Annotated in this window: 12 protein-coding genes and 1 pseudogene; 5 read left to right on the forward strand and 8 right to left on the reverse strand. The window is 61.9% G+C overall.

Features of this window, described 5'->3' with window-relative positions:
- Positions 1-142: 142 nt before the first annotated feature.
- The 4 genes and pseudogenes from ACTWQA_RS56655 to ACTWQA_RS56670 all read right to left on the reverse strand — a co-directional run bounded on the left by ACTWQA_RS56655 (position 143) and on the right by ACTWQA_RS56670 (position 5,591).
- A complete protein-coding gene (locus ACTWQA_RS56655; protein WP_443167083.1) occupies positions 143-3,436 on the reverse strand; it encodes a hypothetical protein in 3,294 nt (1,097 codons plus the stop codon).
- Positions 3,437-3,769: 333 nt separating this feature from the next.
- A pseudogene (locus ACTWQA_RS56660) lies at positions 3,770-4,246 on the reverse strand (trypsin-like peptidase domain-containing protein); the annotation flags it as partial.
- A 4-nt stretch (positions 4,247-4,250) separates the two neighbouring features.
- Positions 4,251-4,562, reverse strand: coding sequence for a trypco2 family protein (locus tag ACTWQA_RS56665; RefSeq protein ID WP_443167073.1), 312 nt, complete (start codon positions 4,560-4,562; stop codon positions 4,251-4,253).
- Positions 4,563-5,150: 588 nt separating this feature from the next.
- Positions 5,151-5,591, reverse strand: a complete 441-nt coding sequence (locus ACTWQA_RS56670) for a DNA cytosine methyltransferase (protein ID WP_443167074.1) — start codon at positions 5,589-5,591, stop codon at positions 5,151-5,153.
- A 278-nt stretch (positions 5,592-5,869) separates the two neighbouring features.
- On the opposite strand from ACTWQA_RS56670, the gene ACTWQA_RS56675 reads away from it, so the two are divergent.
- Together ACTWQA_RS56675 and ACTWQA_RS56680 are read left to right on the forward strand one after the other, a co-directional pair.
- Positions 5,870-6,028 carry a hypothetical protein gene (locus tag ACTWQA_RS56675; RefSeq protein ID WP_443167075.1) on the forward strand — a complete coding sequence of 53 codons (159 nt, stop codon included), beginning with the start codon at positions 5,870-5,872 and terminating at the stop codon, positions 6,026-6,028.
- 286 nt (positions 6,029-6,314) lie between these two features.
- Positions 6,315-6,590 (forward strand): hypothetical protein, encoded by a 276-nt coding sequence (locus ACTWQA_RS56680; RefSeq protein WP_443167076.1) that lies wholly within the window; start codon positions 6,315-6,317, stop codon positions 6,588-6,590.
- Between the two features lie 301 nt (positions 6,591-6,891).
- Here the strand turns inward: ACTWQA_RS56680 and ACTWQA_RS56685 are convergent, their stop codons facing one another.
- Together ACTWQA_RS56685 and ACTWQA_RS56690 are read right to left on the reverse strand one after the other, a co-directional pair.
- Positions 6,892-8,523 carry a caspase, EACC1-associated type gene (locus tag ACTWQA_RS56685; protein ID WP_443167077.1) on the reverse strand — a complete coding sequence of 544 codons (1,632 nt, stop codon included), beginning with the start codon at positions 8,521-8,523 and terminating at the stop codon, positions 6,892-6,894.
- Positions 8,520-8,864 (reverse strand): effector-associated constant component EACC1, encoded by a 345-nt coding sequence (locus ACTWQA_RS56690; protein ID WP_327587897.1) that lies wholly within the window; start codon positions 8,862-8,864, stop codon positions 8,520-8,522. The genes ACTWQA_RS56685 and ACTWQA_RS56690 overlap by 4 nt, the downstream gene beginning before the upstream one ends.
- A 767-nt stretch (positions 8,865-9,631) precedes the next feature.
- Between ACTWQA_RS56690 and ACTWQA_RS56695 the strand changes: the two genes are divergently transcribed.
- Positions 9,632-12,697, forward strand: a complete 3,066-nt coding sequence (locus ACTWQA_RS56695; RefSeq protein WP_443167078.1) for a DUF3427 domain-containing protein — start codon at positions 9,632-9,634, stop codon at positions 12,695-12,697.
- Between the two features lie 17 nt (positions 12,698-12,714).
- Here the strand turns inward: ACTWQA_RS56695 and ACTWQA_RS56700 are convergent, their stop codons facing one another.
- On the reverse strand, positions 12,715-13,167 hold the full coding sequence (locus ACTWQA_RS56700) for an ATP-binding protein (protein WP_443167081.1): 453 nt from the start codon (positions 13,165-13,167) through the stop codon (positions 12,715-12,717).
- Between the two features lie 251 nt (positions 13,168-13,418).
- On the opposite strand from ACTWQA_RS56700, the gene ACTWQA_RS56705 reads away from it, so the two are divergent.
- Positions 13,419-14,273, forward strand: a complete 855-nt coding sequence (locus tag ACTWQA_RS56705; protein ID WP_443167079.1) for a helix-turn-helix domain-containing protein — start codon at positions 13,419-13,421, stop codon at positions 14,271-14,273.
- A gap of 21 nt (positions 14,274-14,294) precedes the next feature.
- The gene (locus ACTWQA_RS56710) at positions 14,295-14,549 is read left to right on the forward strand and encodes a DUF397 domain-containing protein (protein WP_443167082.1); all 255 of its coding nucleotides are present in this window, start codon (positions 14,295-14,297) and stop codon (positions 14,547-14,549) included.
- Between the two features lie 219 nt (positions 14,550-14,768).
- On the opposite strand, the gene ACTWQA_RS56715 is transcribed toward ACTWQA_RS56710, so the two are convergent.
- A complete protein-coding gene (locus tag ACTWQA_RS56715; protein WP_443167080.1) occupies positions 14,769-14,900 on the reverse strand; it encodes a hypothetical protein in 132 nt (43 codons plus the stop codon).
- Positions 14,901-14,979: the final 79 nt, after the last annotated feature.

The raw sequence follows: 14,979 nt of genomic DNA on the forward strand, positions 1-14,979 counted from the left end.
GGCTGAAGGACGCGCACGAGGCCCGGGTTGCAGCCCGGCGAGAACTACGCCAGGATCCCCTATAACCCCTCCCGCGACTGATGGGTATTTAAGACCCGATCTGGTGCATTTTCTCTGACACACCTCGCCAGGTGACATGCGCTCAAGTTGAGATGGTCGTGGGTGAGGCGCTGATCCCAAGCTGTGTTGCGATCTCGTCCAGGCACCGAGGTTCCAGCTCGGTCAACGGTACGATCACTTCGCCGTCGAAGCCAAGAGCAAGTGACCGTTTGACCAGGTCTCGGGCCAGCTGATGGTCGGCGGCCGCCAAGGCGGAGTTCGCGGCGAGTGCCGAACAATAGGCCGCGTCCTCGGTGAGGTCATCGATGAGAGGGACCGCCTCATCCAGGAGGTCTGCCGTGAGCATCGCCGTGACCAGGTCAGTGAGTGCGTCCTCGGCCAGCACTTCGTTCATCCGGCGGGCTTCGTCACGGTAGCGATCCCATAGGCGCAGCCGTATGACGGCCTCCATCGGCACGGTGGACGTAACCGAGAAGCCTCCCGTCACAAGAGGGGCGTGCTGGGCCGTGTCCAGCAGCTCGGTGTACTCATCGCTCAGGCCCGTGGCCTGACACGCTGCGGCGAGCCAGGGACGGGACCACCGGTCATCGTTCGAGGTGAGGCTCATGTCCGCGGTTCTGATCAGCTCTGTCGTGAGTTCGCGGGCCGGCGCCTGGTAACCGGCATCGCATATCTGGACGATCATCGCGGCCGCCTGTTCCTGCCAACGTACGACCTCGGACGGGGAGCGTGCGGGCGCATGACGTGCTGTTTCGCGAATCAGCGAGGTCGTTCGGGAGATGTCGTTCGACATCAGTTGAGCACGCACGATGAGGGCACGAGCCGGCAGGTCGGTCTCGTCCAGGTACGTCGTCAGGCGCATCGCCTTGTCGACGTGCCCCGTATCCAGGAGAAGCTCGATGAGTTCGCGTATGACCCGGGACAGCCATCCTTGCTCGGACGGGTATTCCGAGATCTCTATGCCTTCGATCAGCAGGTCGATAAGCATGCCCAGAGCGGATGATCGATGATCGTCCGTCTTGATGGCCCTGGCGGCGTGCAGGAGGGTGTCGAGCTGGTACATCTCGTCCTGGAATGCGGCGGCGATCGCGAGCGTGTGTTCCACCTGGCCAAGGCATGCCGCCACGCCCGCCACGAGCATCGCCTGCTGCTGGGCCTCGAAGTCGTCCACGCTTTCCAGCGCTGTGCGCACGGCCGCTTCAAGGGCGGCCTCGGCCAGTTCCCCTCGTCCGGCGGTGCTGGCGGCAAGCGCCACTTTGGCCAGTACGCCGGCGCGCCACCGGCTCGGGGTCTCGTTGAGGGCCGCGCCTATCTCTCTCACCAAGGGATCGGCATCCTGCGGGGTGCCGGTGTCGAGGATCGTCAGCGAAATCCCCGTAAGGGTGTCCGCTCGGGTGGCGGGTCTGGTGATATCCCGTCCCAGGGAGACCGCCAGAGGTAGGTGCCCGTTGTTCTGCGCCGACTCCGCGGCAGCGGCAAGAAGGTCGTCGAGGTCCTCGTTCGACGGAGCTTCGTCCTGCCGCGGGTCACGACCGTGGGCCGCGAGGGCGGTGTAGACGAGCGTGTCCGAGTTGTAGAAGAGATGGGGAGCATCATCGGGGGACAGCATCGCCAGCATTCGGAGAGCCCGATCCTCGTCCTGGTAGGCAGCCGATTCCACAAGCTCCGCTTCGGAGAATTCACGGTTCAACTCGGCGATCAGCATCTTCGGCACGGTTCGCCGCCCACCGTTGGTGAAATCATCTTCACAGGCCTGGAGCAGGGCTACCTTTCTGCCGTCTCTGTCCAGGTTCGCGATGTGGTGGAGAAGGCGGTCGGTCTTGCCGAGGAAGCCGCATACCCGCGCGAGGCTGCCGTACACGGCGGGGCGGTCCTCGTCATCGGCTTGTTCCATGGCCTCCTCCAACAGGGTCTGTGCCAGTGCCGGGTCGATCTCGGCCAATGGGTCGACGACGGTGATGATTGACCAGACTCGCTGATACCCGTACAGGCCCTGCAAGTGGTCGGCGATGGTGGTACGTGCGATATCAGCGGCATCGGGCTCCCCGCGTCGCGCCAGTACGAGGGCCGCTCGCACCGTGTGATCCACCCGCTCCATGTCCAGCCTTCCCGGCACGGCCATCGCCTCGAAGACGAGGTTCCGAGCTTCGATCTGTCGGGCGTCGAACAGGCAGTCCGCGATCGCCAGCAGGGCGTCGGCGCGCGAATAGGAGTTCTGGAGTGTGCGGGCCAGTTGCACGCCTTCCTCAGGGCGGCCGAGCCGTACCAGAAGCAGTGGATATGAAGAGGGCACATTGCGCGTCTCGTCTTGGACGCGCTCCCTCAGTAGGGAGACCCTGGCCAGCGTCGTGAGGTCGCAGTCCGGGGTCGCCGCGAGCAGCTTGGCCGTGTTGGATAGTTCGGACAGCGCGGCGAAATCGCCGCCGGACCGGCGGCGGAGCAGGGCGCGCCGTTCGGGGGAGGCCAGCGCGGCCAGCGTCCGGCCGGCGCCCTCGGTGAGCAGGAGGGTCGGATAGGCCTCGGTCAGGTAGTCCGGGGTCTCGTCAGGCCATCCGGCCTCGGCGAACCCGAGGGCCCACTTGTCGATGGAGGTGCGGATGTGTGCCACCTCCTCCTGCTCCAGATCCTCCCGTACGGTGGCGGCCAAGGTGTCGTGCGCCAGCGTGTACCGGGTCACCGAGCCGGGCCGCAGCTCGACCACGCGGGAGAGACTCCGTTCCACTGTCCGGCGGACGACCAGGTGGTCATCGTGGGTGATGGAGGTGATGTCCCTGGTGCTCAGTGCGCCGTGGGCCACCGCCATCGTGGTCAGGATCCGGCGCTGCAGCGGCTCGGTGAGAACGTGGTCCAGTTCTTGGCGGGCGCGCAGGAGCAGGCTCCTTGCCGCGGGAAAGGGCGCCAGCACATGACGGCGACAGACACGCAGGGGGTGGCTCTCATCCACGTCCAGGGGCACGCCTGGGTGGCGGCTGGTCACCAGGACGTGCGCGGTGGCTCCCAGGTCCGCCGGCAGTTGCGAGGCGATGCTGGGCTCGGCCAGTTCCCTGAAGTCGTTCTCGTCCAGACCGTCCACCATCAACACCAGGGAACGTCCGCGCCGCTCGTGGTCGGTCACCGCGCGTTCCCAGAGACTGAGGAAGACGGCCGCGTCCGGTTCGGCGGGCGGAAACTCGCCGAGCAAGGCCGCCAGTTGCTCGCACACCGCACGGTGAAACTGCTGTACACGCATCTGCCCGTCGCGCCGGGAGATGACGAACGACACCACGTCCACCTCCGGGTGAGAACCCGTGGCGAAGTGCGTGGCCAGCGATGTCTTCCCAGCCCAGGGAGGAGCGACGAGCAACAGGTACGGCTCCTGCCCGGTCGCGAACGCCATGAGATCGGCAAGCTCCTGCTCGCGACCGATCAGTTCCGGACAGCGTGCCGCGTACTGGCGCAGCAGGGCGTCGTAGGCCGGACGTCGCCGCTCCTCAGGGGAGTGGACGGTGATCGGTCTCGGTGTGACGCCGAAGCCGGCCAGGAGCGCGCGTGCGGCGGCCGTGCTCGAATCGGGCTCTCGTTCGCCTTCCGCACGCGGCTCGTACGTGCCGACAGCGGAGCCCAGTCGTACGGCCTCCAGCCCGCCGGAGTGCGCAGATTCCACGACGACGCCGACGGCCGCGCCCCCGCAGACGACCGCGGCGCCGGAGAAACCGCTCCAGTCACGTGCCTCGAGAACGCGCCCATCCGCACGATGCAGGACCAAGCGCCCCCGCTTCACGCTCGACCCCAACGGGATCACGCCGTCGATCTGGTCGCTGTCGCGCCACGTCGCCGTGTCGGTGTCCCGCCAGGTCTGGTGGCGTGGATATCCGATCGCGGTGAACGGGAGCCGCCCGTCGGCCTCTTCCGAAACGACACCGATGGCCAGTGGGGCGACCTCGTCAAGATCGATGTCCGGGCTGAGTTCGATGAACGCGATGTCTACGTGGTCGCCCCTCCATATGGTGTGCCCATCCACGGTGATCTCGTCGGACGCCCCTCCGAACAGCCGGACCTTGATCAGGCTCCCGCCGTCGACGACATGCCCGGCTGTCACCACCAAAGACGTCGCGAGCCGCAGGCCTGAGCCGTACCCCGTCTCGCCCTCGCGCTGGACCAGAACTTCGACGCACCGTCTGACGAGCGAGCCGGCCACCCGAGGCACCCTTTCAGCGTGGGAGTTCGGACAGCCGGTCGGTCACCGAGAGCGGACGGCCCTCCTCATCGGTGGGCGTGAGAGTCATCCGGACCCTCTGGGTCTGGGCACCGCTCCTCTTGCCAGCCGCGCCTAGTTCGAACACCCACAGCTTCAGCCCGCCGCTGCCGTCCACTTCCTTGGTCACGGCGACTTCGAACTCCAACTCCACAGCCCCGACGGCGAACTTGACCCCGCGGGCACGCCCTTCTTGCTGTGCCGTTTCCAACTGATCGCGCAGTGCTCGGATGTAGTCGGCCAAGGGCACGCACTCAGACTCGTTCATGAGATCCCGCCTCCGCATATCCATATGACTGTGTGGGTCCACGCGCACATATCGATGATGCCTTACGGGTGGGAGGCCGCATGATCCGTGATGGTCCAGGGCGGTAACGATCAAAGATCTTGCCCGCTGCGGCGGGCGCCGGATGAGTCATCGGAAGCCGAACCGCTCGAAGTGGATGAACGAGGCCGGCACGCCGGCGTCTCGGAAGTCGCGCTCGAACGAGCGCAGCATGGGAAAGTTCTCCGGTTCGAGCCACGCGATCACAAAGCCGTGCTCAGGCCGTCCAAGCGCTGATCCTGGCTGAACGGATAGCGCCTGCGGAGGTCGCCAGGCCGTCGGTAGCAGCGCTCATCACCACCATGCTGTACGCCCCTGGATCCACGCTCCCAGAGCTTCGTTCCCTCGCGGCTCGACACGGTGTCACGTAGGTTCAGCACATGGCTAGCCGCACGGAGTGCCGCTGCTCAGACGAAGGAGCGGTTCTCGCAACTGTTTGGCGGCGGAGAGCAGTAGAGCAAACAGTCCAGCCAGGTGGAAGTGGGCCGACGCCCGGTGGAATCCTTCCTGATCATTGGGCTGTGCTCCGGCTCAGTTGAGAGCGGGCGGGTCGGAAGCGCACAGATACCTGTACAAATCGCCCGCGATGACCATGGCAAGGCAGACAGGGACGGCATTGCCGATCTGCCGAGCAATCTGGACCTTGCTGCCGACCCACTTGTAGTCGTGCGGGAAGCCCTGAAGGAGGGCGGCTTCCAGGTGAGTGATCGGGCGATCGGCCTTCGGGTGGAGGTAGCGGCCCTTCTCGGGCTTGTAGAACTCCGTACGGATGGTCACCGAGGGCCGGTTCCACCAGAGGCGGCCCATGACGTCGCCGGAGCCGTTCCGGTGGTTGATCCAGTTCGGGGTGGACAGCTCTTCCGGCAGGGAGTGGCGGTTTCCGCCCTCGGGGATCGCCTCGTAGCGCTTGCGCGAGTGTTCTGTTGGATTGCGGCCTATGTGAAGGTCCGTGGTGCGGAAGATACCAGGCAACGTTCTGCCGAGGAGGTCACAGGTTCCGGTCGGGAAGTTCGGTGGTCTGGGTCTCCGGGTCGGTTGTACTGAAGACCTTTCCGGAAGGGGCCAGTCCCCAAGAGCCGTGAACAGTGCGCCCTCGTCGGCCTTCTTGTCCGGCTTCCGGTGGGTCGGCCGAGGAGCCGTCAGCCTCGCTGTCGCCCTATAGCGCCGGGCGCCACTTCGACCGTAAGGGGGAGATGCCACCGTTGTTCCGGGGAGACGGCCGGATAACGGACAGAATTTTCGAGCAGGGCATGACCGCACGCGACCCGGACATGAGCATCGAAGAGCACCTCTCCGGCGAGAACCGCCTGATCGGCGCCTCGAAGAGCAAGAACGTGGCCAGGGGGTTCGCAGTTGGCACAAGGGATACATCTTTGAAATCGATGACCGCGCAAACGGCATGGAAGTGAAATACGGCCCTGGCTTCAACACCTCAGAGGCGAGCAGGAGGTGGTGTTCAAACGGATCGATCCATCGCAGATCAGAGGAGGCTGGAAGCCAGGCAAATACGGGAGTGCGGACGACGTCTGGATTCCGAACCCCAACTACGTGCCGAGGTGAGCAGTGCATAATCTCGAATTGGTCAATCTGGCCGACGAATCCCTTCTGCCATGCCAGGTGACAACACATACTGATGGCGATAGGTACGAGCTACGGCTGAATCGGGCAAACGCTTCGCCTATCGTAGTCGATTCGTTGATCGACTACGAAGACGCATTGAGACAGCTAAGAGCAGAACCAGAACAGCAGAACCTACTGTTGCTCTGTAACAGATTCCGCCGCAACGCGTTTGTCTCCTCGATGGCACGTCAAATGAGTGACGGCCTAGGGTGCTACCTCGTCATTGCAGGGGAACCCGTATCACCTGAATTGGTTGTCGAGAGTCTCGGACCCGCGCCGAGGAAGGATGTCGTTCTCGCCGTCAAGGCATCGAAGTTCATCAACGAATGGATCGCCAGCTTCGACGTCTAGTACAGCAGTAGTCCTCCGCATTCCTGCGCAGATCTTTCCGAGAGAAACAGTGGGCAACCTGGGCAATCGCCTCTTTGAAACCGATGTGCCATGCCTGCGGGTCAACATCGCCGCCAGCCGCTAGGCTCGCCTGTACGGCCACCACGGGCCCGAGGGTTGTCGAGTTCACATCCGTGATCCTCGCCGGGTTGCCGTTCCCACGCCCCGGCGACACACCGCCGTACCCCCCACCCCACATCAGCAACGGAACAACCCATCCTCAAACGCGAACCGCAACTGCCGTACCGAGGGAACAGCAACCTTATCTATCGCGGGGATATAGATTCACGTGATGCTCACGATGGTAACGTATATATTCCCTATTGATTTCATGCCTCACAGTCAATACACCAAGCGGCTCCTCGTCACCCTGATTCACGACTTGGTAATCGCCATCGATAACAATCGCACCATACTTGAAAAGATCGCGGTGGTTGGCACACAGGCACAACATGTTGTCCATTGCGTCCGGACCATTGTGAGGCAGTCCTAGTCCTTTAATATGGACAGTGTACGCAAGACGTAGCTCGCCTGGCGCTTCCAGAACGACGTCGCAAATTTGACAAGAGTAATTGTATAGCCGCTTTAGCTTGTCGGATAGGGCCATGTCGACATAGACACCTGCGGAAATTATCTCCCAGCGATTAAGATCTGGCACATGGGTAGCCGTGCTATTTTTTTCCCAATCTACGCAATCAGAGATCTTTTCAAGTCGATACTGCAGAACAAGTGGGCCGTCTACACTCCGCTTTGTCCAGTAGTCGGTTACCTTAAAGAGGCCATCATAGCTATAGCCAAAGTCCGGCGAATATTCAGGGTTGCCAGCAGCGCCCCGAACAACGCGTACAGGCAACCCCGTTATGATATTCTTAATTAAGGCAGCGTTACCAAAGTGTTTAGGCGATTGGTCTTCAATCTGCTTACCGCTATTAGAATCGCGTCCACCGTGACCTGTATAAATGATCACATCCCCGTAGTCGCGATCATCCTTATAACCACCTGAGACCACTATAGACTCGGCACCGCCACGCTCCGCGGTACCGCAGATGCCGGCCTGCAGCGGCCTATGAATTCCAGCATCATGCAACTCACGACGGCTCGCAAATATACGAAGAGGTCTTGGGCTATTAATAGGACCATAATGCGGCTCTGTTGGCTCTGGCGGCTTGCTGTATTCTATATTATAGAAAATCTTCAGATTAGCGCCGAAATCTCTGTCACGCCTCTGAGGGATCGGCAAGCCTTTTTCTCTTAATATGTCTCGCGCATGCGTAAAAAGCATGTCGACGGTAAGGTATTCCGGCTTATCGCGGTCACCCTTCTGAATCAGGTCAATCAGCTCACCACTAAACGCGCTATACATACCCGTTACTTTGGCATTCTTCATAGCCGCAGCCATTACGTAAGTGCCACTAGTTGCGGCACTGTCTGCTACGAGCCCGGTATCATCTTCTCCACTCATAATGTTGAGTGCGCGACCACTATGACAGCAGTCTAATATGACGACTTTATGGCGGGCCTGGCTATCGAGTAGTTCATTCTTTAGGTGTTCATAACGTACCGCAGTGTAGAGTCGATCTTTGTCTGACGTGGACAGCGTCAAATACAGTTCATTTCCTGTCGAATCAAGCAATCCATGACCGGCGAAATAGATCAGCAATGTCTCCGTTGCCGAAGCGACCGCATCCCGCACGGGATCGAGCATTTCAGCAGGTGACTGCGGATTCGATATGACTGTGCAATTCTCCGGAGGGAGACCCCAGAGCGTCTTATGTTGAAATAACTCTTGTAGTGCTTGCAGATTATTCTCAACGGCTGATAGCTCGTGCATGTGCATATATTTGCTCGTGCCGATGAGCACTGCACGCGACTTGGTTATATCAGGCAGAGTCAATCGTCAGGCTCCATGGCATTCAGAATCTTCACAACTTCCTCTGCGCTTGTGCCGGAAACCTCTACCCGCATCTCACCTCGCTCGATCGTGACTTTCGGTCGCCCTCGCCGCGTCCCTATCCACCCAGATATAACGTCGACAAGAGTAGGCACCTGCAAGCTGCTGGTGACTATCAGGCTGATGAGATCGAGCGTATCGCCCATCTCATCAGAGTTGAGCTCTTTCGAAACTAGACGGATTTCCGCATGCTGGCGAACGTTCGGCTCATCGCGCAACCAGTCATATAACGACCTCAACTCCTGCTCAGCATGGTCACCAGCGATCCGGATGTTGATGCTCAAAGGCTACCCCGTACTTCTGTCCTCTTGATCACGTGCAACGCAACTAGAGTACATCGACAACACTCCTAGATGCCGTGAAAGCGACGAAATCCGACCAATGCTCCATCGCCACGAGCAAACAGCCGTAAGGTGCTCACCTCAAGGGCTCGCAGCCCCATGGACACAGCAGAGCGAGTGGGCCGGGGGCGGCCCTGCTGGGCGTGCAGAAGCCAGCATGGGCGCCTCATCGTCCTCGTCCGGAGGAGGAACTAGAACTGTGGGTGGCGCCTGTCGTCAGGCATCGCCCCGAACTTCGCCATCCTCAGCCCGCTGCCGCCCTCAGGTTGTCAGCAAGAAGACATCCGCCACGTACGCCGTCTCCATGAGTAAGATCTGGTCAGTGACGTGGAGAAATGCTCCTACGGCTGCGAATCCATGTGTGCCACCATTCGAGAGTCGCCGGAGGCGAACGCTATCGAAAAGGCAGGAAACCTGGCCGTCGTACGGCCCAGTTGGAACTGACAGCCTTGGCATGGATGGGCCCAGCGGTATCGCGGGCGAGTTGATTAATAGCCGAGACCCGACCTTCGCGTCAAGGGGTTCGCTGGGCGCCACGTTTCCTTAGAGTTGCTCACCACTCGCGACATATCGCGACTATGCGGGCAGGGGCAACATCACATTTCTTGGAAGTAGGAGCGGCTTGTGTGCTCGTTCGCTATCGCCACGAAGGCCGACGGCCGCCGATGTTCTTGCATCGGTGCGGCGCTTGGCGCCCTATAGTCGCGATCGTGAGCAATCTTGAGCCGGGCATCTACGAGCATCTGATCACCCGCGAAATGGGTGCCCTGCTGCGAACCGTGTCCGACCACGAGCTGATCGACCGGCACTCGTTGAATGCCGCCGACTCCCACGAAACGCTGGCCCGGCATCTGGCAGCGTTGACACGCCGGGCCTTGCGAGCCGTACGGGGTGAGAGTGATGTCGTGCGACTGGCCCGGCAGGTTGAGATCGTTAACCGTGTTGCAGATTTGATCGGTGATCTGGTGCCTGAGGCGGCCGCGCCCGAAGAGCTCGTGGAGGCTGCCGAGGAACTGCTCGGGATCGCCAGGAGCAAGGACGTGGCTGGTCAGGTGCGGTTCCCTCCGCGTCCGATGATCCCGCTTACGGGCAGCGCATTGCTGGTCAACGGCCGGGGACAGCCGGAGATCGGGCATGAGCTCAAGTGCGAGCTGGCTTCCGCCAATCGAGTGGACCTGCTCTGCGCGTTCGTGAAGTGGAATGGTGTACGGGTACTAGCGGAGGCGATCGAGGAATTGCTGGCGCACGGCGGACGGCTCAGGGTGGTGACCACCACGTACATTGGCGCCACCGATCGTCTCGCGTTGGACCGGCTTGCAGCCATGGGCGCCGAGATCCGTGTCTCCTACGACACACGGATGACCAGACTGCATGCCAAGGCGTGGCTGTTCCATCGTGCCAGCGGCTTGTCCACGGCCTATGTCGGCTCCTCGAATCTGTCCAAGACGGCGCTCAGCCATGGACTCGAGTGGAACGTGCGGCTCGCCCAAGCCGAGCAACCACACCTGATCGACACGTTCACCGCCACATTCGACGACTATTGGGCCGATCCGTCTTTCGAACCGTATGATCCGGCACAGGATGCCGAACGGCTCGATCGCGCGCTGTCTGCCGAGCGGTCCGGCGACCGATCCGTCGTTATCGACTTCGCCCATGTCGACATCCGCCCCTACTCATACCAGCGGGAGATACTCGACGAGCTTGCTGCCGAACGCCATATCCACAATCGACAGCAGAACTTGGTCGTCATGGCCACGGGTACAGGCAAGACCATGGTCGCCGCCCTGGACTATCGGCGGCTGCGTGCTGCTGGGCAGACCGACTCACTTTTGTTCGTTGCCCATCGTGAGGAGATCTTGCGGCAGAGCCTGCTCACCTTCCGGCAGGTAATGCGTGATGAGACGTTCGGCGAGCTGTACGTTGGTGGCTCCCATCCGGAGCAATGGCGGCACGTGTTCGCCTCGATCCAATCGCTCCACGCCAACTCGCTGCCAGAGCCTGACGCGTTCGACATGGTGATCGTGGACGAGTTCCACCACGCTGAAGCTTCGACGTACCGTCGACTGCTGTCCGCTGTGCGCCCGAAAGTGCTGCTCGGGCTCACAGCGACCCCCGAACGCGCCGATGGACAAGACATCAAGCACTGGTTCGGCGGTCGCATCGCCGCCGAACTGCGATTGTGGGAGGCGCTGGAGCGTGGGCTACTGTCCCCGTTCCAGTATTTCGGCGTCCACGATGGCACCGATCTGCGCGAGGTTGGCTGGCGCCGAGGCCAGGGCTATGACACGAACCAGTTGGCCCGCGTCTACACAGGCAACGACCGCCGCGTCGCCGTCGTGTTAGAGACGCTGGAGCGCAAGATTGGCGACATCGGGAAAATGCGGGCCATCGGCTTCTGCGTGAGTATTGACCACGCCCGCTTCATGGCCGACCGCTTCACCCAGGCCGGGCTACCCTCGATCGCCGTCACCGCGCACAGCTCGTCGGAGGAGCGCTCCCGAGCATTGCGCGATCTGAGAGAACGCCGGATCAACGCGGTGTTCACCGTTGATCTCTTCAACGAAGGCGTCGACGTTCCCGAGATCGATACCGTCCTCTTCCTGCGCCCCACCGACAGTGCCACCGTTTTCCTGCAACAGCTCGGCCGGGGCCTGCGGTTGGCCGACGACAAGCCGTGCCTGACCGTGCTGGACTTCGTTGGCCATCAACACAAGCAGTTCCGGTTCGATCGACGTTATCGGGCGCTCACCGGTGCCAGTCGTACCGGAATTGCCCGCGAGATCGAGCAAGGCTTTCCGACTCTGCCCGCCGGCTGCGTGATCGACCTTGACCGTGATGTGCGCCGGCTGGTGCTTGAGAATGTACGACAGGCGCTCAACCTGAATTGGAGAGATCTGGCGGGCGAGCTTCGCGAACTCGGCGACGTCAGTTTGTCCAAGTTCCTGGAGGAGACTGGGCTGGACGTGGAGGACCTTTATCGACGGCGGCAGGGGTGGGCGTACCTGCGACACACCGCGGGTATCGAAGCAACACCTCCCGACGAAGGGCTCGGGCGTGCTTTCGGTCGGATGCTGCACATCGATGATGTCGAGCGCCTCGCCTTCATGACCGAGGTGCTGAATGGGCGAACTCCGCAGTCACCTCGTGAGCTACGTCTCCTAGCCATGTTGGATGCGATGTTGTGGGGCGGCACCCAGCCTGTCTCCGGCATGGAAGCCCGGCTTGCGCAACTCACGGGCGCCCGCGCCGCGGAGCTTCGCGAGCTGGCGGCAGTGCTGCACTCGGGAATCCGCCATGTCGCCCCGACGCTGGACCCGATCGTGCCCCTGCGTATCCATGCCCGCTACAGCAAGAACGAGGTGCTGGCCGCCTTCGGCATCGACAGGCCGGCCTACATGCGCGAAGGCGTCAAGTACGTCGAAGAGCACCAAGCAGACCTGTTCTTCGTCACGATCGACAAGTCGGAGGACCACTACTCTCCCACGACGCTTTACCACGACCGGGCAATAACCGAAGAGCTGTTCCAGTGGGAATCGCAGAGTACTCTCCGTTCCTCTACTCCTACTGCTCGTCGATACCTGACTGGCGAGTCCACGGTTCACCTGCTGATCCGAGAGTCCAAGCGAGACGAGGGACTAGGGGCTCCGCCGTACACCTATGCAGGTCCTATGCGTTACGTCAGCCACGCCGGTGAGCGGCCGATCCGATTCGTTTGGCGCTTGAACCACCCGCTCCCACCGGATGTGTTCCACTATGCCAAGGCCACCGCTGGCTGAGTTCTTGCTACTCACCCTTACGACGCCACATTGCAGACGGACAGGTCAGCCGCGCCGGCCGGTGTGCTTTCGACTGTGAGCACCTCCGCCCACACCGCGGTCCCTCCGCAGGCGTCGCCACGCACGCCCCACCTGACCGCCGTCTCTTCGACAATCCGCAAGCCGCGCCCCCGAGGATCTGTCTCGGTCGGCTCGCGCATCCGGGGAACCGTAGCCGAGCCGCCGTCGATTACATCGATCCGGGCCAGGTCGTCACCGACTGCCGTGATGTCCACTGCGACGAGCCCACCGGGCAGGCCCGAGATGGTATGCACTACGGCATTCCCGATCAACTCGCTGACCACCAGCTGAGCACCGCTTACGTCGAGATGCCCCGCCATCGTCAGGACGTGCCCGACACAATGCCGGGCTGTCGACACAGAACGCGAAACCCCAGGGAACACCAACTCGGCCAGGAACACTTCGCGCATCACGCCACCTCCTCGGAACCATCGGTCGTACACAGGACATTCGCATCCACACGTCGATCGCACGGCGTGGATTGCCTGGTACATCCCGGTGTGACACAGCAGTCACGGTGTGTAATCGAAGCTTGCACTGACTCAGACAGTCAGTGCAAGCAGAACTGCAAATTTGCTACTCGATTCTCTTGGCTGCATGCGATGCACAGGTCTGCGACGTACGGAAGACTGGTGGGCCACACGCTGAGAGGAGGTTGACAATGGCTGGTGGGCGAGGTCCCACGCTCCGCCGCCGCAGACTCGCAGCAGAGCTCCGCGTCTTGCGGGAACGTTCTGGACTCACGGGCGAGCAGGCTGGCGAACGGCTTGGGTGGTCCGTCAGCAAGGTCAGCCGCATCGAGACAGCGCAGGTCGGGGTACGGACCGGCGATCTTGCGGCGCTTCTCGACCTCTACGGCGTATCGGGCTCCAGGCGTGACGCTCTCACGGATCTCGCGCGAACCGCTATGCAGCGCGGCTGGTGGGATACGTACGAGACGATCTCAACCGACTACGCGAACTACATCAGCCTGGAATCTGAGGCCACCGCCATCCGGTGCTTCTCTCAAACTCTCATCCACGGCCTCCTGCAAACCGAGGACTATGCACGGGCGGTCATCAAGGCGGCCCTGGTCCCGTTCACGTCCGCTTCTGAGGTTGATCGTCGCGTCGAGATCCGCATGACGCGGCAGAGGATCCTCCATCTGGACAGCCCCCTCAGCATCTGGATGGTCCTGGATGAAGCCGCCCTTCATCGCCTGATCGGCGGTGCGGACATCATGAGAGCCCAGTGCGAGTCTCTGATCCAACTGTCGGAACTGCCCAACGTGACGATCCAGGTCCTGGCCAGCTCCGTCGGCGCCCACCCAGGGGCCAACACCCCGTTCTCCATCCTGTCGTTTCCCGAGGTGTACGACCCTGACGTGGTCTACATCGAGACCATGACGAGCAGCCTCTGGATTGAGGACGATAGGGAGGTTCACCGCTATAGCCTCGCCTTTGACCAAATGCGTGCAATGGCGCTTAGCCCACACGAATCGGTAGAGCTGATCTCAGAAGTGGTTGGCCGTCTATAGATGAAAGAGGATCTGCCAGACATGCACACGAGTCCAATCGATCCCACCACTCTCATCTGGCGGAAGAGTCGGCGGAGCGACGGCGGCAACGGCTGTGTAGAGGTCGCGCTCTCCGACGGCGCCCCAGCGGATGCACCCCACAAGGCCGACCGAGGACCCTTGGTGCTCTTCCGCGACAGCGAGAACCCAACCGGGCCTGTCTTGGCTTTTACTCGTTCTGAACTTCAAGCATTCTTTGGTGGTGTCAAGGACGGAGAGTTTGACGATCTAACTTGAGCAGCTGCATCTCGCAGAACGCCCAGGCACCCCAGGTGGTCGCCGAGGAGACGGCGGAGAAGGCCGAGGCGTTCATGGCCAGGTCGAGGGCTCGTAGCGGAGTGCGGTCCCCGGCAATGTGCTCGCGTACATAGTCAAGACCGTCAACAAGGGCCCCAGCGCAGCCACGTCCGTATCGCTGACGACACGCCGCCCACCGGCGCAGCGCTCCCAGCCCCCTCAAGGCAGCCCGTATCGCCTCTTGATCGCTACCGCCTCCTCCTCGGTCACCTCGACCGGCGTGCGGCCCAGCGCCGTCCGCAACTGTAGGACGACGTTTTTTCTGAGCATGTAGGGCCTGATGAGCGACATGGACGATGTCCATGATCTTCAGGGCTGGTTTTGGGGTTGGCCTGGTTCGTGCCCGGCGACAACGTGAGCGTCAATCGTT

The sequence above is a fragment of the Nonomuraea sp. 10N515B genome (assembly GCF_052245915.1).
In the GTDB taxonomy this organism is placed as follows: domain Bacteria; phylum Actinomycetota; class Actinomycetes; order Streptosporangiales; family Streptosporangiaceae; genus Nonomuraea.

Excerpts from the sequence above, each read along its gene's own strand:
- ACTWQA_RS56655 (WP_443167083.1), bottom strand. The coding sequence starts at position 3,436 with ATGGCGTTCGCGACCGGGCAGGAGCCGTACCTGTTGCTCGTCGCTCCT.
- ACTWQA_RS56665 (WP_443167073.1), bottom strand. The coding sequence starts at position 4,562 with ATGAACGAGTCTGAGTGCGTGCCCTTGGCCGACTACATCCGAGCACTG.
- ACTWQA_RS56675 (WP_443167075.1), top strand. The coding sequence starts at position 5,870 with ATGACCGCACGCGACCCGGACATGAGCATCGAAGAGCACCTCTCCGGC.
- ACTWQA_RS56700 (WP_443167081.1), bottom strand. The coding sequence starts at position 13,167 with ATGCGCGAAGTGTTCCTGGCCGAGTTGGTGTTCCCTGGGGTTTCGCGT.
- ACTWQA_RS56705 (WP_443167079.1), top strand. The coding sequence starts at position 13,419 with ATGGCTGGTGGGCGAGGTCCCACGCTCCGCCGCCGCAGACTCGCAGCA.
- ACTWQA_RS56710 (WP_443167082.1), top strand. The coding sequence starts at position 14,295 with ATGCACACGAGTCCAATCGATCCCACCACTCTCATCTGGCGGAAGAGT.
- ACTWQA_RS56715 (WP_443167080.1), bottom strand. The coding sequence starts at position 14,900 with ATGTCGCTCATCAGGCCCTACATGCTCAGAAAAAACGTCGTCCTACAG.